At 32.2% G+C, this 19,808-nt stretch carries 20 protein-coding genes; 8 read left to right on the top strand and 12 right to left on the bottom strand.

Features of this window, described 5'->3' with window-relative positions:
* Positions 1-347: 347 nt before the first annotated feature.
* The 8 genes from N4A35_05520 to N4A35_05555 all read right to left on the bottom strand — a co-directional run bounded on the left by N4A35_05520 (position 348) and on the right by N4A35_05555 (position 8,772).
* Positions 348-836 (bottom strand): hypothetical protein, encoded by a 489-nt coding sequence (locus tag N4A35_05520; GenBank protein ID MCT4580859.1) that lies wholly within the window; start codon positions 834-836, stop codon positions 348-350.
* A gap of 3 nt (positions 837-839) precedes the next feature.
* Positions 840-1,550 carry a hypothetical protein gene (locus tag N4A35_05525; protein MCT4580860.1) on the bottom strand — a complete coding sequence of 237 codons (711 nt, stop codon included), beginning with the start codon at positions 1,548-1,550 and terminating at the stop codon, positions 840-842.
* A 173-nt stretch (positions 1,551-1,723) separates the two neighbouring features.
* Positions 1,724-2,455, bottom strand: coding sequence for a hypothetical protein (locus N4A35_05530; protein MCT4580861.1), 732 nt, complete (start codon positions 2,453-2,455; stop codon positions 1,724-1,726).
* A 2-nt stretch (positions 2,456-2,457) separates the two neighbouring features.
* A complete protein-coding gene (locus tag N4A35_05535) occupies positions 2,458-3,579 on the bottom strand; it encodes a hypothetical protein (GenBank protein ID MCT4580862.1) in 1,122 nt (373 codons plus the stop codon).
* A 4-nt stretch (positions 3,580-3,583) separates the two neighbouring features.
* Positions 3,584-4,651 carry a hypothetical protein gene (locus N4A35_05540; GenBank protein ID MCT4580863.1) on the bottom strand — a complete coding sequence of 356 codons (1,068 nt, stop codon included), beginning with the start codon at positions 4,649-4,651 and terminating at the stop codon, positions 3,584-3,586.
* Complete coding sequence (locus tag N4A35_05545; GenBank protein ID MCT4580864.1) at positions 4,652-6,091, bottom strand: hypothetical protein; 1,440 nt, start codon at positions 6,089-6,091, stop codon at positions 4,652-4,654.
* Between the two features lie 741 nt (positions 6,092-6,832).
* On the bottom strand, positions 6,833-7,642 hold the full coding sequence (locus tag N4A35_05550) for a hypothetical protein (protein MCT4580865.1): 810 nt from the start codon (positions 7,640-7,642) through the stop codon (positions 6,833-6,835).
* Positions 7,639-8,772: a glycosyltransferase family 4 protein gene (locus tag N4A35_05555; protein ID MCT4580866.1), complete on the bottom strand. Its 1,134-nt coding sequence runs from the start codon at positions 8,770-8,772 to the stop codon at positions 7,639-7,641. Before N4A35_05555 ends, N4A35_05550 begins: the two co-directional genes overlap by 4 nt.
* 98 nt (positions 8,773-8,870) lie before the next feature.
* On the opposite strand from N4A35_05555, the gene N4A35_05560 reads away from it, so the two are divergent.
* From N4A35_05560 to N4A35_05595, 8 genes are all read left to right on the top strand, one after another.
* Positions 8,871-10,274 (top strand): FAD-binding protein, encoded by a 1,404-nt coding sequence (locus N4A35_05560; protein ID MCT4580867.1) that lies wholly within the window; start codon positions 8,871-8,873, stop codon positions 10,272-10,274.
* 53 nt (positions 10,275-10,327) lie between these two features.
* On the top strand, positions 10,328-10,843 hold the full coding sequence (locus N4A35_05565) for an RNA polymerase sigma factor (protein MCT4580868.1): 516 nt from the start codon (positions 10,328-10,330) through the stop codon (positions 10,841-10,843).
* A gap of 37 nt (positions 10,844-10,880) precedes the next feature.
* The gene (locus N4A35_05570; GenBank protein ID MCT4580869.1) at positions 10,881-11,153 is read left to right on the top strand and encodes a hypothetical protein; all 273 of its coding nucleotides are present in this window, start codon (positions 10,881-10,883) and stop codon (positions 11,151-11,153) included.
* The gene (locus N4A35_05575) at positions 11,146-11,601 is read left to right on the top strand and encodes a hypothetical protein (GenBank protein MCT4580870.1); all 456 of its coding nucleotides are present in this window, start codon (positions 11,146-11,148) and stop codon (positions 11,599-11,601) included. Before N4A35_05570 ends, N4A35_05575 begins: the two co-directional genes overlap by 8 nt.
* 1 nt (position 11,602) lies before the next feature.
* Positions 11,603-12,274 carry a hypothetical protein gene (locus tag N4A35_05580; GenBank protein ID MCT4580871.1) on the top strand — a complete coding sequence of 224 codons (672 nt, stop codon included), beginning with the start codon at positions 11,603-11,605 and terminating at the stop codon, positions 12,272-12,274.
* A 79-nt stretch (positions 12,275-12,353) separates the two neighbouring features.
* Entirely contained in the window at positions 12,354-13,295 is a 942-nt protein-coding gene (locus tag N4A35_05585; GenBank protein MCT4580872.1) for a c-type cytochrome, read from the top strand.
* Positions 13,296-13,361: 66 nt separating this feature from the next.
* On the top strand, positions 13,362-14,753 hold the full coding sequence (locus N4A35_05590; GenBank protein MCT4580873.1) for a YHYH protein: 1,392 nt from the start codon (positions 13,362-13,364) through the stop codon (positions 14,751-14,753).
* Between the two features lie 3 nt (positions 14,754-14,756).
* Positions 14,757-15,152 carry a hypothetical protein gene (locus N4A35_05595; GenBank protein MCT4580874.1) on the top strand — a complete coding sequence of 132 codons (396 nt, stop codon included), beginning with the start codon at positions 14,757-14,759 and terminating at the stop codon, positions 15,150-15,152.
* 22 nt (positions 15,153-15,174) lie between these two features.
* Here the strand turns inward: N4A35_05595 and N4A35_05600 are convergent, their stop codons facing one another.
* Genes N4A35_05600 through N4A35_05615 form a run of 4 tightly spaced genes read right to left on the bottom strand, consistent with a single transcriptional unit; the run spans position 15,175 to position 19,807 of the window.
* Entirely contained in the window at positions 15,175-15,936 is a 762-nt protein-coding gene (locus N4A35_05600; protein ID MCT4580875.1) for a hypothetical protein, read from the bottom strand.
* Positions 15,923-17,692: a BatD family protein gene (locus tag N4A35_05605; GenBank protein MCT4580876.1), complete on the bottom strand. Its 1,770-nt coding sequence runs from the start codon at positions 17,690-17,692 to the stop codon at positions 15,923-15,925. The genes N4A35_05600 and N4A35_05605 overlap by 14 nt, the downstream gene beginning before the upstream one ends.
* Positions 17,693-17,727: 35 nt before the next feature.
* A complete protein-coding gene (bamD, locus tag N4A35_05610) occupies positions 17,728-18,651 on the bottom strand; it encodes an outer membrane protein assembly factor BamD (protein ID MCT4580877.1) in 924 nt (307 codons plus the stop codon).
* Complete coding sequence (locus tag N4A35_05615; protein ID MCT4580878.1) at positions 18,644-19,807, bottom strand: VWA domain-containing protein; 1,164 nt, start codon at positions 19,805-19,807, stop codon at positions 18,644-18,646. Before N4A35_05615 ends, bamD begins: the two co-directional genes overlap by 8 nt.
* Position 19,808: the final 1 nt, after the last annotated feature.

The raw sequence follows: 19,808 nt of genomic DNA on the forward strand, positions 1-19,808 counted from the left end.
GCTGTAATGATTTAATGCTGTAATGGGTTGAATCTTCATCTTTGTTCTTTGTTCCATCATCTCATTAGCTTATTATCTCATCATCTAATTTCTTTGTTCTTTTCTCTCTATTCTATTTTCAACTAAATATTTCGACTGAGATTTATCTTTATTACTTATAAGTTCTAAACCTTTAAAGTTTTTAAAATCGAATAACTTGTAATATGAATTAGTATCTACTTCCGTTTTTAATACTTCCTGTTGTTGCTCTTGATCACAACTTTGGAAAACGGTTAAAACCAATTTGCTAAGTATAATCTTGTATATCAATATAATTCGCATAAACTGTTAGACTTACTCATTTTTTGTTAAAACGCCTCGTAGCATTCATTAAAAAGCTCACTACTAATACATATTAAGCCTTCAAATATTTCTATATCGCTACTATAAATTAATTTCTCCCTCGAAAAAACAAATATATTACCTTCTATTTTTAATGGTAAGTTTTCAGGAAGTTCGAAATCATATAAATGATAATTTTCAATATTATCTTCATCCACAACAATAAGTGCAGATTTACCTTTTATTCCATTTGCTAAAATTATTTTTTTTTGCATAGAAATGAAATGCTTAATACTATTTGAATCGGTAATTTCCCCCAAATATACCAGTGTTTCAGTTCCTAATGAACCTTTGATAGTAATGGAGCTATCTTTTGTGAGTGAACCTATAGAGTTAATAAAATTAATCCTTGTGTATGTTTCATTGTTTGAGTTTATTTTTCCCTTTTCAACAGATTCATCTTGTAGAATACATCCTAGAAAAAGGATTGAAAAACTGATTAATATTGTTTTCATAAATCATTGTTTTTTATCTTTCATCATCTCATCTAGCTTTTCTCTACCATGCCATAATTGATCAGAATCTTTGAATATCGTTGTATCATTATTGCTAATAATAAGATATTTATCATATTTAGAACTCAATAAATTCTTTTTGTTTAGTTGTTTCAACTCTTGATAAAACTGATTTAAAAATTCTTTTTGATTGGTAGATAAAACATTGTCTATCTTATCATCATTAATCCTATAACAAATATTATTACCTTTTACCCAAAAGGAGTATTGATTCCCATTAGAACCGTTACTAATCATTGAGGTTTTAATATGTAAAGTATCAATAATTAAACTAGAAAATTCAAAGTTATCATCTAACTGTTGAAGATTTGTCCTGTCAATGTTCAAGTGATGAGTAGAGTTTTTTATTTCAATAGAGTCTGTTATTAATTCGTTAAATATATTAGAATATTTTGCTTGATATTTACCAAAAGGAATTGAGTCAAATTTATAATACTTATTGTGTTCGTCAATATGATATCCCTTTCCTAATCCCGTATATAAAATACTTATTGGCCTGCTCTCTTTCTCTAAAATAATTGAATCTTCAAAATCAAATAAATACTTCGTGTTAACTTTAATAGTTGAATATTGACTTTTATTTTTTGTGTTTTCGGATGCACAAGAAAAGATGAAAAGTGAAAAAACAATTAGACTGATATTTATATTATTCATTATTTTGCTTTTTTATTCAACACCTATTTTATTTTTTCTTATGAATCTAGTGCACTTATAATATCAGCTTCTAAACTTTTTCTATTTTGGGTTTTAAGCTCTAAAATTATCTTTTCTGCGGTACTATGACCATTAGTGAATTTCATATCAGCGTGTTTTACTTCCTACCAGTTCTAATAAATGTCTATTTTGATTCTTCTTTCTATTTTCATAATAGAGTAAAAATGAAAATTCAGCCAATAAGGGAGGTCATAGAATATATTCTTAGTTTTAATTGGCTCACCATAGTCTAATTTTGGATTATTTGAGTATTTACTAATCAAATTATTAATACTTGAATCAGAATAGTTAAAAGTTTGTCTTGTGGAATCTATTAAATAGATTTTTTCTTGTTCAAAACCACCTACATATTGAATTAATTGAGTTCTTGAACTTTTTCCGTAAGCTCTTGTAAAAATTATTGGATTCAGTAGAGAGTCTAAAATCACGATATTATCTCCATAAATACTAGCAACCTCATTAGTAAATAAAAGGTGACGATCTTTTAAATATAATCTGCTGTTAATCTTATTTTCACCAATATCACTATACTTGAATTGTGGATCAATAATTTTGATTTTATACCCTGAATCCCATAGCTTTTCCTGTGGTGTGTAGCGTGTAAATTCAATAATTGTACTGTCCCCTGTAATATATTTTACTTTATTTTTTTCAACTAAATATTTCGACTGAGATTTATCTTTATTATTTATAATTTCTACCCCTTTAAAGTTTTTAAAATCAAATAACTTGTAATATGAATTAGTATCTACTTCTATTTTTAATACTTCCTGTTGCTCCTCTTGACCACAACTTTGAAAAACGGTCAAAACGAATGCGCTAAATATAATTTTGTATATCATCATAATTAAAGAAATCTAGGGTTTTTACTTTTTCCTGTTGTACTTTGGGTTGATGTTTTTTGAAAACCTCCTTTATTTATTTTTAGATCAAACCCCATATCTTTCATGCCCGTTCCATTAAACTCGACCCAGTTAAAAGGAGTAGATTTATTTGGTATATCTGGTGTTAACGTTTGCTTTTGTTTATCCAAATGTTGTGACACACTAATATCATTAGTACTAGACAAAACACTTACAGTAGGAGCTATTTGGAAGAACTGATGAAAATTAGCTAATTTTTCCAAATCAAGTGTAAATTGCTCAGTACTTCTATCTTGTTTAGCAGCAAAACCACAAAATGCTAAGCATAATACTCCGTCTGCTTGAACATAGCTAAATAGTTTTGTATATGAATTAATTGTAGCTAGTTCCTTTGCTCCTACATTGTAATTAAGAGTTCTAATACTTTTAGCCTTAACATTACCTATTTTAAAAGTAGCAGGATCCTCAGTTTCTGCTTCATCTTGAATATATATTCCTCTAGTCATTAAATCACCTTCCTCATCATAAGAGGAATGCTGTCTAATCATCAGGTTTTGCGGTAATTTTGAAGAATAATTTTTATAAAGCCAGTTGTCTGCATCTTCAACTTTATCAGTAATAATATAATCCCACCCCTCTATATCTAAGTAGTTTGCCCATTTATTACTTACATTTCTTTCTACTTGGTCTTGGTCAATAATATAAACTAGCACTCTTGTATTATTACCAACTTTTTGATGATAAATGCTATCTCCATTTCCATCTACATAAAATATTGGATTATTACCCATTGAGTTATAAGGCGACATACTTGGATATTTTGCAGCAAGCGGATCACGACTAAACCAACGACTAACTAGATAAGGTGTAGCAGTTGCTTCCGAACGTAATTGTTCTTCAGAAACAAAATATTCTATTTCTCCAGTTACTGAATTATACATCACTGAACCAACACGTCTTAATGTGTCATTAGGAAAAAACTCTTGATACTTACCGTTTGACAGCGTTAAAACTTTAACTTTTATACCTATATCTTCAAATGGGTTTTGAGCCAATGACCATAATGGTAATAGCCCCAAAATTAAGATTAATAATTTGTTTTTCATAGCCTTAATTGTTTTTAACTGTACTGATTTTTTTGTTTGAGTATTTATCTAAATTGTTTGCCAACTCTTCTAACCACTTTAAGTAAACAGTCTGAGGAACATTTCGATACCCTTTTTCGATAAGTGTTCCGTATGTTGTTTCCATTTCTTGATATAGTTTCACGGCTTCACTGTTTGTAAATAATTCACTTGGATAGATAGCATTAAATAACTTCATCATCTCTTCAAATTGCCGTTTAAGGGTTTCAGCTTTGAGTAATAGACCATTCGCATAGTTAGGGTAATATTCTAATGCTAAGTCACAGCATTGCAATACAAAATCGAGATTTGCTTCTTCTTTTCTTTTGTGTCCCTCTGCCAAATCAATGAGGTTAATAGCTATGCTTTCTTTATCTCCCAATGTATCCATGTATAAATTGTTCATTATAGCTTCCATTGATACATATCCTGATGTCATAATCCAAGCATCTACAGGAAAGCATTTCGAGGTTAATTCTGTATTGTAAAAACCTACATCAGGTTTTTTAGAACGTTGTTTAATGTAGATATGATTAGGAGCAAATGACAAGTAAGCTTTTGTTCCAAGTTCTTCTGCCAATATTTTATATAAATAGGGCATTGAATGACAATTCCCAGTATGCTCATTAATTAACTTTATCACAAATTGATTTGACCAATCTTTTTCGCCAAAAAAGTCCTCAAAATCATACGTAAAAGGATAATGCAATGGAATACCTTTAGTAATAAAGATTGTATCTGTCATTAAAGTAAAAATGGCTCTATTCATGGCAAAAGACAAACTGTCTTCGTAAGGATAGTTTTCAAGTTTATTTGCTTCACTCCATACTGTTGCTAATTGGGCTATTTGCGTAATAACATTATTATATTCTTTTTCAATAATTGTATTATCTAAATAAGCATTTTCAACAAGAAAAACTGCCTTTTTGAAACTGTATTCTTGTTTATCTTCCAACATAGATTTTAATTGCTCAAATGCACTAGTGTATGCTTTTGATTGAGCAAAAGAAGTTGTCGAAAGACTTATTAATATGACTATTACGACTTGCCTCATTTAATCAATCTTTTTAAGATTTACTTTAATGGTTTGACCAGCATTAATAAACTGCTCACTATTTAGTGATTCAATCCAAGCTTCATAAGCTCCTGTACTAATTTCTGTATAGCCCATATCGTCAATAATTTGATACCATCCCATTAACCTATCAAATTGTTTAGATAGTTGTGGGCTTTGTTCTACTTGCTTCATTGTTGGGTATCCATGTTGCCAAAGGGTTAAATCAAGTTTGGCTGTTTCAACATTTGCTTTTTCCATTGCGCCATGAATACCAGGATAATGTTTCAAAGAAGTGTTGACACATTTTTCTAAAAATGAATCATAACCAATCTCTTGTCTATACATTCTAGCAAGAGTTAACAGTAAATGTGCAATGGTTTGCTTTTTATTAAGCGGATACATATACGCTTTGGTTTTAATGGATTCTACTTTAACGAACCCTGAACCAACGATATAGTTCTTTGAACCAATAAAGCCATTTGTAGTTTCAAAATTGTATAGATGTCCTTTATGTTCAAATTGAATGTATGAATGTTCAGGAGCAAATGATAAATATGCATCAACTCCCATTTCCTCAGCTAGAATTAAATACATTAATGGTAATGAACGACATTGTCCCATTCCTGTCTCTAAGAGTTTAGTAACAAATATTTGACGATAGTCATTCCGACCTAATGGGTCATTAAAATCATATTTGAGTGCATTAAGTGCTGTATCAGAATATAATCTTTGTATTGCAAAATGTTTTTTAAGATTATCATTGAGGTTTACATTATACTCTTTGGCTCTTTCTCTAGCAAATTCTTTTAGGTTATCTATTCTATTGTTATAATTCGTACGAGACATCTTGCCTTTATTTATAACATCTTCAATAAGATAAACTGCTTCTTTAATGCTTAATGCATCTTCATCATTTAACATGCTATTTATCTTATTAAATGCTGATTCAAAATACTCAATATTGTTTTTGTATCGCTCACTGTTGTGATCTGCAAAAAGAAAATCCCCATTATAGTGGGCTGTAGTAGTAGATTGCCTGTCTGTTTTATGACCGTCTTTTAAGGCATCATAGACAGCTTTTCTTGTTTGAGCTTGAATAGTGTTTTGTTTTTGTTGCAATTGATATCTATAGTTTCTCTTAGCTTGTAGTTCTGCTTGAATATCGGTTTCGGTTGGAGGCGGTTTATACCCCATTCTTTGCATGGTTTGACGATTGTTGTTGGCTATAACGTCTTTTGCTGTCATTCCCAGCATTGGCTGATGAATATTGGCATTCTGAAAACTGGAGTTAATGTTACTCTTTGTAACCTGATAGCTTTGAAATGAACGAACAATATTTGGAGAGTTAAATACTGGTTTTTCAACATCATTAATTTGTCCCAAATAGGTTAAATTATTTAGCAGTAAAATAGCTGTTAGGAGTGTGTTTGCTTTCATGAGAGGAGGGGGGACGCTCTTCAGGACTTAAATTAATTGGATGGTTGATTAATGCAGTTTCTAAATCTCTTTATTAATTGCTCTACGTTGCTTTTTTGAGGGGTTAATCTTCGATAAAGCTAATGAATCTTGGCGGAGTTATAAAAAGTCTTTTGTTCTAAGTTTTTATAACTAAAAAGTGCTTATTGAACTGCTGAAACGTAGTGTTAATGGGGGATATGTGGAATGATGAAATGATGAAATGCTATAATGGGGTGAACTTTATTCTTTGTTCCATCATCTCATTAGCTTATTATCTCATCATCTAATTTCTTTGTTCTTTTCTCTCTATTCTATTTTCTAGTTAAATAGGTCGTCCAGTTCTCGATACATCTCCTTTGTCGACACTCGAACTGACTGGATTAGTGCTGTAATGATTTAATGATGAAATGCTATAATGGGGTGAACTTTATTCTTTGTTCCATTATCTCATTAGCTTATTATCTAATTGTCTCTGTTCTTTATTCTCTATTCTATTTTCTAGTTAAATAGGTCGTCCAGTTCTCGATACATCTCCTTTGTCGATACTCGAACTGACTGGATTAGTGCTGCAATGATTTAATGATGAAATGCTATAATGGATTGAACTTTATTCTTTGTTCCATCATCTAATTAGCTTATTATCTTATCATCTAATTTCTTTGTTCTTTTCTCTCTATTCTTTATTCCATCATCTCATTCTCACATTAGCTAATTATCTAATTAAAAAAACAGGTTCGTTCCAAGGGCCCAGAATCCTTCTACAAAACCAAATTGTTGACTGGCTTTATCTCCATTTCTAGTAGTTGAAATATGTGGTAAATTAATATATCCTGCTTTTCCTGTTGCTTGAAGAAAAAAGTGTTTTTTAAATTGTAATCTAAACTCTGTTTTTAATGAAGTTCCATAACCGGCAAAATTAAAAATGTTAGGTCCTTTTTCACTAAAGATTTTGACGTCTGTTCTTGGTACAATAAAACCTATTCCTACTCCTGTTCTTAATTCTAATAATAAAAGTCCCTGCTTGAAGTTAAAAACCTCATTTACATTATCAATTTCAAAAGTAAAATAGTTTAAACCATCAGTATGCTCAAACTCTAAGAAATCTTTATTCAATGTGATAGAGTCTCCTTTAGAATAATAGCCCCTATATGATCCTGCACTTTCTGACTTGATACTACCCGTGATTGCAACTCTTTGATAAGGGTTCATGACGTATTTCATGTGGTCATAACCAAAGGATAGAGCCCATTTTTCTTTCCATTGATAACCTATACGTGTGTTGAATTGAGGAATACTTAATTTACTGATGTTAAAATAGGTGTTTGCATCAAAAGGACTTGGACGATCTTTGGCGGTGATATCGTAGATGGTAAAGTTGTATCCATCTCCATCTAACTGCAATGTACTAGGAGTATAGGCACTCCAATTGTAACCATAATAAAAAAAGAATTTACGCTTTTGAGGAGTAGTATCTTGTCCCCAGCTTGTTATGGAAACAAGGATAAGCAATACAAAAAGGAAGTTTTTCATTGTGATAAGTATGAGTTATAATGGTTGATAAGTTGATCTTTTATCGAATCGTTGGAGTAATGCATTACACTTTTTCTAATTCTCTCAGGAGAATATTTTGTAATGTTTTGTTGAATAGCGCTAATGGCTTCCGAAAGTTCCTGAGAATTGTTAATAGAAATTAATAGTCCGTTCGCTTTGGTAATAAATTGTTCAGGTCCTCCACATTTTGTTGCAATAACAGGAATACCAGCACTAAGCGCTTCGAGTGTAACCATAGAGTAGGTTTCTGTATAACTATTGACAAGTAATGTGTCGTATAAAGCATAAATTTGTATGACTTCTTGTTGTGCTAGTCGACCTTTAAATTCAACATGATTTTCTAAGCTCATTTCAGTAACCAATTGTTGTAGCTTATTTCGATCAATTCCATCTCCAATAATGGTTAATGTTATATCAGGAGTATCGGTTAAAGCTATTTTGAGTGCTTTTAGAATCCCAGAAACATTTTTAATTTTATCGACTAAATCCCCAATAAATAAGAGTCTCAATTGATTATGTTGATTGAGTTCTGTTTTTTGAATAGTTTTCTGAATAGGGTTCCTGATCACCTTAATTGGTCGGGTTACACCTAGTGATTGTAATTTTTTTTGAAGTGATTGGCTAACCGTAAAGATTTGTTGGCATTTATTAATCCGTTTTAGCGTCAACCGCTGCTTCCATTTGGGGGATGCTTCAAAGTTCCCATTTAAAAAGCCAGACCAATGTTCCGTTAAGATACAAGGTGTGGTATCAAAATACTTTTGAGCAATCCATAAGTTTTTATTGGCAACATGGCAATGTACTAATTCTACTTTTGCGTTCAGTTCAATAAGCTTCGAAAGTCCAGCAGTAACACTATTTAAAAAGTTTCTCAATCTTGAGAAAATACTTTTGCCAGAAGGATAAGTTACGTGAATTAGCTGTATATTGTTCTTTTCTGATACCGTTGTTTGTATCGTCTTACTTAGCGGTCTTCCTTGAATGTATAGTACTACATGGTTGAACTCATCGTTAACCAATTCGATCTGATTTTGAATAAAAATTCCCAATTGAACATCATCTGGATTTGGATACCATGAAGGAATATGTAAAATTGTTTTTTTATTCATTAATTGTTGATTAAAACGCTATTTTTGTGGGGATACAATTGAAGTTTTCTAAAGTTAAAAATTAGTCAACCTCATTAATATAAAATGCAAAGATAATAATGAATTTCAATAAACTAACAGATTCTTTGATTCAACAATTGAAATCGATTGTAGGAGAACAATACGCTATTACAAATAGTGAAGCAAGAAAAACGTATGGGAGTGATGAAACAGAGGATTTTAATTTTCCTCCAGAAGTTGTTGTAAAGCCTAAAACTAAAGAAGAAGTTAGCTTAATCATGAAATTGGCTCATCAGTATGAAATACCTGTAACACCTTTGGGAGCGAGAACAGGATTGAGTGGTGGAGCATTGCCAATTTATGGAGGAATAGGTTTGTCCATGGAGCGCTTTAATCGTATCATCGAAATTGATGAGAATAATTTACAGGTTACTGTAGAACCTGGTGTCATTACTCAAGTTTTACAAGAAGCTTGTCAAGCAAAGGGACTGTATTATGCGCCAGATCCTGCGAGTAGAGGGACTTGTTTTATTGGTGGGAATTTGGCAGAAAATTCTGGAGGCCCAAGAGCTGTAAAATATGGTGTAACCAAGGATTTTGTTCTTAATTTAGAAGTAGTTTTACCTAATGGGGAAATCATTACAACAGGAGCTAACACTTTAAAGAATTCAACAGGTTATAATCTCACACAGTTGATGGTAGGAAGTGAAGGAACCCTGGGAATTATAACAAAAGCTGTATTAAAGTTAATCCCATACCCTAAGAATAGACTGTTAATGTTGGTGCCGTTTAAGTCTTCCATTAAAGCTTGTGAAGCTGTATCTGCAATCTTTAAAGCAGGAATTACTCCATCTGCATTGGAGTTTATGGAAAGAGATGCTATTGTTTGGACTATAGATTTTTTAAAGGATCAAACCTTGTCAATAGCAGAAGATGTTGCCGCACAGTTGTTGATAGAGGTGGATGGAAACAATACAGAGGTGTTGTTTAAAGATTGTGAAGTTATTGCTGAAGTTGTAGAGCAGTATGAAGCAGGAGAGGTCATGTTTGCTGAAAGTGAAGCTCAAAAAGATGCTTTGTGGTTTTTAAGAAGAAGAGTTGGAGAAGCGGTAAAGTCTAATTCTATCTACAAAGAAGAAGATACTGTTGTCCCTCGATTTGAATTAGCAAATTTATTATCTGGTGTTAAAAAGATAGGAGATAAATATGGTTTTAAATCGGTATGTTATGGACATGCTGGTGATGGGAATTTACATATTAATATTATTAAAGGTAATTTATCAGACAAAGCTTGGGAGGAAGATTTACCTAGGGGAATCAGAGAAATCTTTGAATTAACAGTGGCCTTGGGAGGTACGCTTTCTGGAGAGCATGGTATTGGATATGTGCAAAAAGGGTATATGGATATCGCATTTTCGAATGTTGAGCTAGACTTAATGAAAGCAATTAAAAATGTTTTTGACCCCAAAGGCATTCTGAATCCCGGAAAAATTTTTAAATAACGAAGGATTTCTCGATTAAGTTCGTCTAAGTTTTAAAAGTTTAATGATATTGAATGGATAAAACCATCTTTAATCAAATATATAAGGATTATAATGGGATGGTGTATAATCTTTGCCTAAGTTATCTTCAGAATATTGAAGAGGCCGAAGAAGTTATGCAAGATGTTTTCCTTAAAGTATATGAAAAGCATGATTCTTTTAGAGGTAATTCATCTTTAAAAACATGGATTTATCGAATAACGATTAATAAAAATTTAGACTTTATTAAAGCTAAAAAAAGAGTCAAACGGTTGGGCTTTTTAGCTGTGATTAATGGAGATTCAAAAAATCAAGAACGACCATTGGTTAATTTTAATCACCCAGGGGTAGAATTAGAGGATAAAGAAGCAATACAGTTGTTATTTCAAAAAATTAATACTTTACCACCTAAACAAAAAACAGCATTGATCTTAAAATATATTGATGGGTTTTCTCAAAAAGAAATTGCTCTAACAATGGCTTTGTCTGAGAAAGCAGTAGAATCATTGTTATCAAGGGCAAAAAGAAAGTTAAAAAGTAAATTAAGATAGAAGGAAATAGAAAGATTTATCGTCAGAATATATAGAAATGTTAGAAAACGAGTTAAATAAATTAAAGAACATAAAGAAAGTAGCACCATCGCCTTTTGTTTTAACAAGGATAGAGGGAAAACTAGGTAATGAGGCTTTTCAAAAAGTTTCATTGAAGCAGTTGATCCCTTTAAGTATAGGTTTTTGTTTTTTATTAGCTTTAAATATGTATACTATTTCTGTTAATAGTAGCAATCAAAGTACAAAGCGTACTACAGAACTGTCTGAAACTTTTGTAGGTGAATCTTCAAACCATTTGTATTATGAATAGGTTGAAATTATTAAAAATTAGTGTTGTTGTTTTGGTTTTAATTAACCTAATTCTAGTTGTAATTGTTTTTATTGGTGGAAAGCATCATCCGCCTAGACATCATCAAGAAAAACAAATTATTATTGAACGTTTAGGTTTTAATAATGATCAAGTAGATCTTTTTGAGTACTCTATAGAACAGCATATTCAGGCAATTAGAGCACAAGAAAAAGAGTTGAAACGATTAAAAAAAGAACTATATTTAACATTAAAATCGGATGATACTGCAAGAGAAAAAGAGTTGCTAGAGGAGTTAATGCTGGTGAAAAAGGAAATTGAGGGGCTTCACCTCAAACATTTTAAGGAGATTAAAAATCTTTGTACTGCTGAACAACTTCCAAAATTTGATGAGCTGGCAGAAGATTTAGCTCATATTTTTGCGCCTCATCCTCCTAGACCAAAACGATAATATGAAGTATGTTTTACAAATAGTGTTCACTTTCTTAGTGATAATTGGTCATGGCCAAGAAGATTGTTTGTTTCATATTAAACCTGTTATAGGTAGTATAAACCTCAATACACAACAAAATACATTTGAGAGTCAAAGTGTATCTGGAACTATAGAAGAATTACGATTTTACATCAGCGAAATAGCTTTGTATCATAAAGGGAGTTTAGTTTGGAAAGATAATGCTTTAGCTCATTTGATCGATTTTAAAGATAGCACTTCTCTAGATTTTTATTTCAAATTAAATGAGCAATTGAAATATGATGAGTTGAAACTGAAATTAGGAATAGACAGTGTCCTAAACACTTCAGGAGCTTTGGGAGGCGATTTGGATCCAACAAAAGGAATGTATTGGTCATGGCAAAGTGGTTATATCAATTTTAAATTAGAAGGTAAGACGATAAATCAGGAAAAGTTTAAATACCATATTGGAGGATACCAATATCCTTATAATGCTATACAAGTATTATCGTTTCCTGTTAAGAAAGAAAGAGAGGGGATAGAGCTGATGATGGATTTAGAATTATTATTGTGGGATTTAGAGTTGAGTAATGGTGCAAAAATTATGCGTCCATGTAAAGAGGCTGTCGAATTCTCACAAAAGTTACCTCAGATTTTTTATATTAATGAATAGTGTTTTAAAAACAATAGCACTTTTGGGGATCTTCTTTTTATTTTTCAATTTTAGCAGAGGGAAAATCAAGTATGAAATAATGGAGATAGATTTTCCTAAGAATTGGTCTAAACCTGTTTATGATTTTAAAAAGAACCCTCTAATAAAATCTAAGGTTGAATTAGGGAGAAAACTATTTTATGACCCAATACTTTCTCTAGATGGAACAATATCTTGTAGCAGTTGTCACCTTTCTTATACTGGATTTACCCATGTAGATCATGCATTAAGCCATGGAATAGGAGACCGTATTGGTAGGCGTAATTCTCCAGCATTAATTAACCTGGCATGGAATACTTCATTTATGTGGGATGGAGCAATTAATAATATTGAAGTGCAGGGAATAGCTCCTATAGAGCACCCTGACGAAATGGGGGAGAAGTTAAGTCATGTCATTGAAAAATTGCAACAAACATCAGCATACCCAGCATTATTTTTTAACGCTTTTGGAGATAGTGTAATTACAGGACAACATTTTTTGAAAGCTTTAAGCCAGTTTCAATTAACATTGGTTTCTTGTAATTCAAAATATGATCGAGTAATGAAAGGTAAAGAAACGTTTACTGAACAAGAACAAAAAGGCTATCAGCTGTTTAAAAACAAATGTGCTACTTGTCATCCAGAGCCATTGTTTACCAATGGTCGTTTTGAAAATAATGGATTACCGTTGGATACTAACTTGAAAGATTACGGTAGAATGGAAATCTCAATGAACGAAAATGATGCCCAAAAATTTAAGGTACCTACATTGCGAAATGTACAATTTACATTCCCTTATATGCACGATGGACGTTTTAAAAAGCTGTCAGAGGTTGTTGCACACTATAATCATGGTATTGAAGACAATAAAACATTGTCTAAAGATTTAGCAATCCCAATGAATTTAACCCTTGAAAATCAAGTTGAAATTATTTCTTTTTTATTAACATTAACCGATAAATCCTTTTTGTTTAATCCTGATTTTGCCTATCCTCGAAAATAAATAGCTCAATTGCAACGGAAAAATTTATAACTTTCGTCTAACTACTAAACACTAATCTAAATGCTTATGAAAACAAGGACACTTTTAATAGGAAGTGTATTTCTTTCTATATCGACTCTAGCACAAACAAATTCAGCAGTTTCTAGTTGGATGATAAATACAACTAACATTACTGCACGTCACTATGTGAATGGAAACTCAATTCCTATTGAAGACAATGAACCTGCCAATGTTCAAAGCGTACAATTTTCTACTAATTATTGTTATGTCAGTGCAAGTGGTTTACCAGCATATATTATTGGACCATATTTAGATGGTAATCCTTCACAAGCTAGTAACAATGAGCATATCTTTAAAATACCACTTTCTCCAGTTGAAAATACAGGTACTTTAACGAGTACCCCTTTAGGAGCTATTGGAGCTTTTGTTAATGGTGTTCCTATGTATGATTACAAAGATGGAGTGTCGTATAGTTATAGTAGTGGTGCTGATGCAGGAGGTCCTTTAGGTGGAAATGGTGATGGTGTTTGGAATAGAGATGCAATAAAAGCTGAAAATGATGGTTTTGATTGTGCTAAAGGACATCCGTCTCCAATATTCTCTGGAGGCCCTGGTGGAGGTGGTCCAGGAGGAGGTCAAACGTTAGTTGGAGGAACTTATCATCATCATCAAAATCCTACTGCATTTAATCTAGATAGAGTTGAAGTTTCAGATGTTTGTGATTTGTATTTGGCTGATGGATTATACACTATAGATTCTACTCAACATGCTCCGTTAATAGGTTATGCATTTGATGGTTTTCCAGTTTATGGAGCTTATGGATATGCGAATACCAATGGTACGGGGGGGATTAAAAGAATAGAGTCGAGTTATCAACTAAGAAATATTACTGAAAGAACACATTATGCTGATGGTACTGATGTCACTGACGGGCCAACAGTTAGTGCTACTTTTCCATTAGGCTATTATAGAGAAGATTATGAGTTTATAGCCAATTCAGGAGATTTGGATATACATAATGGTCGTTTCTGTGTAACACCTGAATATCCTAATGGTATTTATTGTTATTTTGCAACAGTCGATCAGAATTGGAATTCTGCTTACCCTTATCTTGTTGGTCCAGAATATTATGGTGTAGTTGATGGAGGTAGTGTGAATAACATTAATGAAAATGTACAAACTTATACCGCTATTGAAAATGAAGAAAATGATTTGAATTTAACCATATTTCCTAATCCATCTGCTGATATTATTGCGATACAATATCAAGGTATGGTTAAAAATGATATTGAATTAACATTGTATAATATAGCAGGAAAAGTAGTCTTGAGTAAAACAATTTATCCAGGGAGTACGATCGCTTATATTGATACTCAAACGTTATATGCAGGAAATTATATCTTGCTTGTTAAGAATGGAAAAATAGAACAGAAAAAACAAATAATTGTTACAAAATAAGTGGTGAATTTGATCAAAAAGTTATCTCAATCTCCCCATCAACTATTTTTGATGGACGGTATAGGTGCATTGTTTTCTGCTTTATTGTTGGGAGGTGTTTTGGCGAAGTATCATACCTTCATTGGAATTCCTCCTGAAACTTTATTCTTTTTAGCAGCTTTTCCTGTCTTATACGTACTATATGATGTTTATTGCTATAGAACAATGCCTGATCACGTCCATGTAAAAATTAAAGGAGTAGTGGGGTTGAATTTATTATATACTTTAATCTCTATAGGAGTTCTTGTGTTATTTAAAGAACGTTTAACGGCTGTAGCTTATCTTTATTTTTCACTGGAACTTATGGTGATCTTTCTTCTTGTATTGCTCGAGCTTAAAGTTTTAAAACAACTCAACTGAAATATAGAACGCTTCAAGTCGTTTAAAATGTTTTTAAAGCTTCTTTTTTTATCCAAGCAATCTGACCTTTATCAAATGATATTTCATGCCAAGCCTCGTTTTGGTTTAACAGTTTGACTTTAGTCCCCTCATGTAAAATAAAAGCTGTACTTGAGTTGTCTGAAGGTTCCATCTTTAACTCTACTGATGGAGCAAAAACAATCCCATATTCTTCTGAGGTTAATTTTTTATGTTGTAGTGCAGATAAATAAATGGTCACTAGCCCAACAATAAAGCAGCCAATAGCACTATAAAATGCGATTTTTTTTGTTTTTAATTGTTGAACAAAAATAAAGAGGATGAATAGCCCGCCACTAATAAACATTACGACAATAGAGGTTTTGGCCCATAAATTAGTAGAGGTTTTGATATAGGTATAAATAACATCTTCAATTCTACTTGATGTTTTGATGGTATTCTTATCGGCTATTTTCTGATTAGCAAGTTTTAAGTTGTGAATGATTTCTTCATTACCAGGGGATAGTTTTAACGCTTTTTCAAAATAAAAAATTGTTTCTGGTATTCTGTCCAGCTTATAATTAGTATTGCCAAGATTGTAAAATAATTCTGTTGAGTAAAAGCCTTGTGCCTCTATCATTGAATATAAAGAGTCAGCTTTAAGATAAGCTTTATTATGATAAGCAGTGTTTCCCTCAATAAAAAGTGCTTTTAGCTGATCATTTGCTTTGACAGAATAGAGCAAAGAAAATAATGCAATCAATAATAGTAGTTTATTTCTTAACATCTTGTTCTATTTTATTAATAATTTGAATGGAGTTGTTTAGTGTTTTCTCAGCGCCGTCATGACTGATAGGGCTAAACCTAGCCATCTCACATTCACTTAAAATGGCTATTAAATCTTGGATTGTTGTTTCTTCTACCTGACTTTCTTTTAAAACTTGAATAATTGTTTCTTTACTTAGGTTAGCTTTAGCTATAGATAATTTATGAGAACAATAATTGGTGATTGCTTTATAAAGTTCTTCGTAGAACGCTAGGTGCTGGTTTTCATTTAACAATTGTGAAGCCTTTTTAAAACGGGTATTGGCATTTTTATTAGCGTTTTTGACCTTAGATGCTGATTCGTCGGAACGAGCGTTTCGTTGAATAACAATAAAAATATAAGAAATAATTCCTATGATAAAAGGGAATACAAGCAGTAGCCAATATAGCCATGTCCCATAAAAAGAACCTTGCTTTGCATATAAAGTGGTGTCAGCTTTGATGTGTCTAATTCCTGAATTTAAGATTTCAACATTTTGCTGGTTACTAGAATGTGCAATAGCGTTACTTTCGGTTTCGTTTTCTCCTTTTTGAACTTCAATGGTTTTACCTGGTTGCGTTAACGTTTTGTATTTTTTGGAATTAACATCAAAATAAGTAAAGGTATACTCTGGAATCTGATAGGTTCCACGGTGTCTTGGGATTACTAAAAAGTTAAATGTTTTTTTGCCAGAAATACCACTGCTACTTACTTTTACTTGATCTTTTATTTCTGGATCAAAAACTTCAAAATCTGGCGGAAAATTTAGTTGAGGTGTTGAAAGTTGTTTTAAATTACCCTGACCACTTATGGTTACTTTTACATCTAAAGGATCATTTGTTTTTAATTGAGCTGTTGAATATTGGATATCAACTTTATAATTACTACCAACTTGGTCCGAAAAATTATTTGGAATTGGAGTTGGTAAAGCTTTAACTTTTAGGGTAGGGGAGTTACTCGTAATTGATTTTTGTTTTCCTGGGTTAAAACCAAATCTTCCGATTCTAGCATCAATTTTTATGGGCTTAATTTTTATTTCACCAGTAGTTTGTGGAATCAGGACTTCTTTTTTTAGTGTGATAACATGATAAGGAGTACCATTCACCGTTTTCGTATTTTGAGGCCATCCATTTTTACCTGATTTTATTTCTTCTTTCCATAAACCATTGGTCATTGGCATATCATAATCTTCAATTTCAAACAGGTTGTACCTTGTATAAACTCTATAGACAGCGGTAACAGGTTCTCCTTTATAAATGTTTTTTTTGTTGACCTCTATTCGTGCAAAAAGGTTAGGGTCTGAAGTTTGTATTTTTACATTTGGGTTTCCTGTTCCAACATTGATTGTAAAGATTCCTGAAGTAACGTTATCTCCATTAATGGTAAATGTTAGCGGTTGTATTTTAAACGTTCCTTTTTTCTTAGCTTGTAAAATAAAAGAATATTTGTGGAGCTCCATCTCTTGGCTACCAAAACCACCAAATCCAAACCTAGAAGATTCTTTCCCTTCATCGATAATTACAAAGCCTTTGTCAAAGTTGGGCTTGTTCATTTTTATACCATTATGGGAAATGGAAGCTACTCCTCCAGAAAGTTTCATTTTTAAAATATATGAAACCTTAAATTTGTCCCCCACACCAGGAGATGGGTTAGTTGTTTTAATATCAACAAACATCTTTTGCCCTAAGACTGTTAGGGAAAGTAATGACGTGAAGAGTATAAGAATTATATTTTTCATTTTGTTAATACTGCTAAATCTTGTGTTGAACTTTTTTACCAATCTTTTGAGGATGAGTTTTGTTGTTTTTGATCGCCTTTCTTACGATTGACTTTCATTAGTGTTTTTTGCTCATCATTATTCAGAGCATCTAAATCTTTGGTCGCTTGCATTCTCGAAATTCGCCCTTTCATTTCTTCTTCTCCCTTTTCTTTGCTTTCTTCTCCTTGTTTTCCTTTTTGCTCACCTTCTTTTTCCTGCTCTTCCTTATTTTGTTGTCCTTCTCCATCTTGCTGTTCGTCTCCTTGACCATTTTCTTGGTTCTGTTGCTCTTGGTTGTCTCCTTTATCTCCTTCTTTTTGCTGGTCCCCTTGTTTGTTTTGATCGTTTTGATTCTCGTTTTGCTGATTTTCTTGGTTTTGCTGATCCTGTTGATCCTGGTTTTGATCTTGATTTTGTTGATCCTGATTATTTTCCTGATTCTGTTGATCTTGATTCTCGTTAGGAGGAGGGAGTTTGCTCATCGCTAACCTTAGGTTATGTCTAGCATCACTATCCTTAGGATTGTTTCTTAAGGCATTTTTATAGGATTCAATACTTTCTTTTAATGCTTTGATGGCTTCTTGACTCTTTTTAGGGTCTTTGGTTAAATTTTCATATTCTTTATACTGAACATTTCCTAAGTTGTAATGTCCTTTATTTTTTTCAGCTTTACTATCTACAACTGAGAGGTATTCTGAAAAAAGATCCTTAGCAATTTGAGTACTGTCATTCAATAAAGCTGCATTTCCAGCATTAAAGAGCGCTTTTTTATAAGCGTCATTGGTTTTGTAACTGTTATTAAACTCCTCTAGAGCTAAACCAAAGTTCCCATTGTTATAAGCTTCAACTCCCTTGTTTAACATTATTTTTTCTTCGGTTTGAGCGAAGTTTTTTAATGCAAAAACTAGGATTAATATGACGACTAATAACCTATTCATAGCTTTTAAATAAATTAAATTTGTCTGATAGTCTATTACGTTTATCAGTAATAAAAAAGTCAATCAACAGTAACAGAATCCCAATAAGCAAGTAGGGCTGAAATTGATCGTCATACCCTGTGTATTTTTCTTGACTCATCGTTGTTTTTTCGATTGAATTTAATTGGTCCACTATCCCTTCAATACCAACATTTAAACCGTTAGCTCTGGTGTATGAGCCTGATCCACTTTCAGAAATGTCAATTAAGTAGTTCTCATTTAATTTTGTCAATACAGTCTTCCCATCTTGATCTTTTTTATTGCCAACTTTTATACCATTTCTGTACAATGGTATAGGAACTCCTGTTTTAGTTCCCATTCCAATAGTGTAAATTTTAATGCCTTTTTTAGCAGCTTCTTTGGCAGCATCGATCCCTTCTTCTTCATGATCTTCACCATCGCTAAAAACAATGATAGCTTTGTTACTTCCATCTTCCATATTGAAAGAAGAAACACATTTTTCTATCGCTAGTCCAATATTGGTTCCTTGAGCAGAAATCATCCCTGTAGAGATGTTTTTCAAAAACATTTTAGCTACGTGATAGTCAGGTGTAATAGGAACTTGTTTATATGCATCTCCTGCAAAAACAACAATTCCAATTCGATCTCCGTGTAGTTTGTCAAACAGTTTTTCAATAGACAGCTTAGTAATTTTGAGTCGATTATAGTTCTTTTGTAAATCTTCGGCCAACATACTGTTACTAACATCGATAGCAATCATAATATCGATTCCTTTGCTCTCTACTAATTTTTCATTTTCACCATATTGAGGGTTGGCCATAGCAATCACAATAAATGCTAAGCCAAGCCGTAATAAAATAAATTTAGTGATGCTCTTGAATGAGGAAATACCTGTATAGACATAAGGCAATAGTTTTTCATTAGCATACTTAATGAGGGTTTTATTTTTCCAATGTGTGGCGTAAAAATAGAGTAAGATAGCTATAGGAATGAAAATAAGCCCATATAAGACATATTCTCGTTCAAACCTAAACTCTTCTACATTAGTCGTAAGATATCGGTAGGAAGCTATTGCAAAAGCCCAAAAGATCACCTCAATAATTAATATTAAGACGAGTGCATTACCTAGGTTGTATTTGTACTTATTAACAGACATA

It is taken from the genome of Flavobacteriales bacterium, assembly GCA_025210295.1.
GTDB lineage: Bacteria > Bacteroidota > Bacteroidia > Flavobacteriales_D > Parvicellaceae > S010-51.

Bases quoted from the DNA above. Each gene is read 5' to 3' on its own strand.
- N4A35_05520 (MCT4580859.1), bottom strand. From the start codon at position 836: ATGAAAACAATATTAATCAGTTTTTCAATCCTTTTTCTAGGATGTATT.
- N4A35_05525 (MCT4580860.1), bottom strand. From the start codon at position 1,550: ATGAATAATATAAATATCAGTCTAATTGTTTTTTCACTTTTCATCTTT.
- N4A35_05530 (MCT4580861.1), bottom strand. From the start codon at position 2,455: ATGATGATATACAAAATTATATTTAGCGCATTCGTTTTGACCGTTTTT.
- N4A35_05535 (MCT4580862.1), bottom strand. From the start codon at position 3,579: ATGAAAAACAAATTATTAATCTTAATTTTGGGGCTATTACCATTATGG.
- N4A35_05540 (MCT4580863.1), bottom strand. From the start codon at position 4,651: ATGAGGCAAGTCGTAATAGTCATATTAATAAGTCTTTCGACAACTTCT.
- N4A35_05545 (MCT4580864.1), bottom strand. From the start codon at position 6,091: ATGAAAGCAAACACACTCCTAACAGCTATTTTACTGCTAAATAATTTA.
- N4A35_05550 (MCT4580865.1), bottom strand. From the start codon at position 7,642: ATGAAAAACTTCCTTTTTGTATTGCTTATCCTTGTTTCCATAACAAGC.
- N4A35_05555 (MCT4580866.1), bottom strand. From the start codon at position 8,772: ATGAATAAAAAAACAATTTTACATATTCCTTCATGGTATCCAAATCCA.
- N4A35_05560 (MCT4580867.1), top strand. From the start codon at position 8,871: ATGAATTTCAATAAACTAACAGATTCTTTGATTCAACAATTGAAATCG.
- N4A35_05565 (MCT4580868.1), top strand. From the start codon at position 10,328: ATGGATAAAACCATCTTTAATCAAATATATAAGGATTATAATGGGATG.
- N4A35_05570 (MCT4580869.1), top strand. From the start codon at position 10,881: ATGTTAGAAAACGAGTTAAATAAATTAAAGAACATAAAGAAAGTAGCA.
- N4A35_05575 (MCT4580870.1), top strand. From the start codon at position 11,146: ATGAATAGGTTGAAATTATTAAAAATTAGTGTTGTTGTTTTGGTTTTA.
- N4A35_05580 (MCT4580871.1), top strand. From the start codon at position 11,603: ATGAAGTATGTTTTACAAATAGTGTTCACTTTCTTAGTGATAATTGGT.
- N4A35_05585 (MCT4580872.1), top strand. From the start codon at position 12,354: ATGGAGATAGATTTTCCTAAGAATTGGTCTAAACCTGTTTATGATTTT.
- N4A35_05590 (MCT4580873.1), top strand. From the start codon at position 13,362: ATGAAAACAAGGACACTTTTAATAGGAAGTGTATTTCTTTCTATATCG.
- N4A35_05600 (MCT4580875.1), bottom strand. From the start codon at position 15,936: ATGTTAAGAAATAAACTACTATTATTGATTGCATTATTTTCTTTGCTC.
- N4A35_05605 (MCT4580876.1), bottom strand. From the start codon at position 17,692: ATGAAAAATATAATTCTTATACTCTTCACGTCATTACTTTCCCTAACA.
- bamD (MCT4580877.1), bottom strand. From the start codon at position 18,651: ATGAATAGGTTATTAGTCGTCATATTAATCCTAGTTTTTGCATTAAAA.
- N4A35_05615 (MCT4580878.1), bottom strand. From the start codon at position 19,807: ATGTCTGTTAATAAGTACAAATACAACCTAGGTAATGCACTCGTCTTA.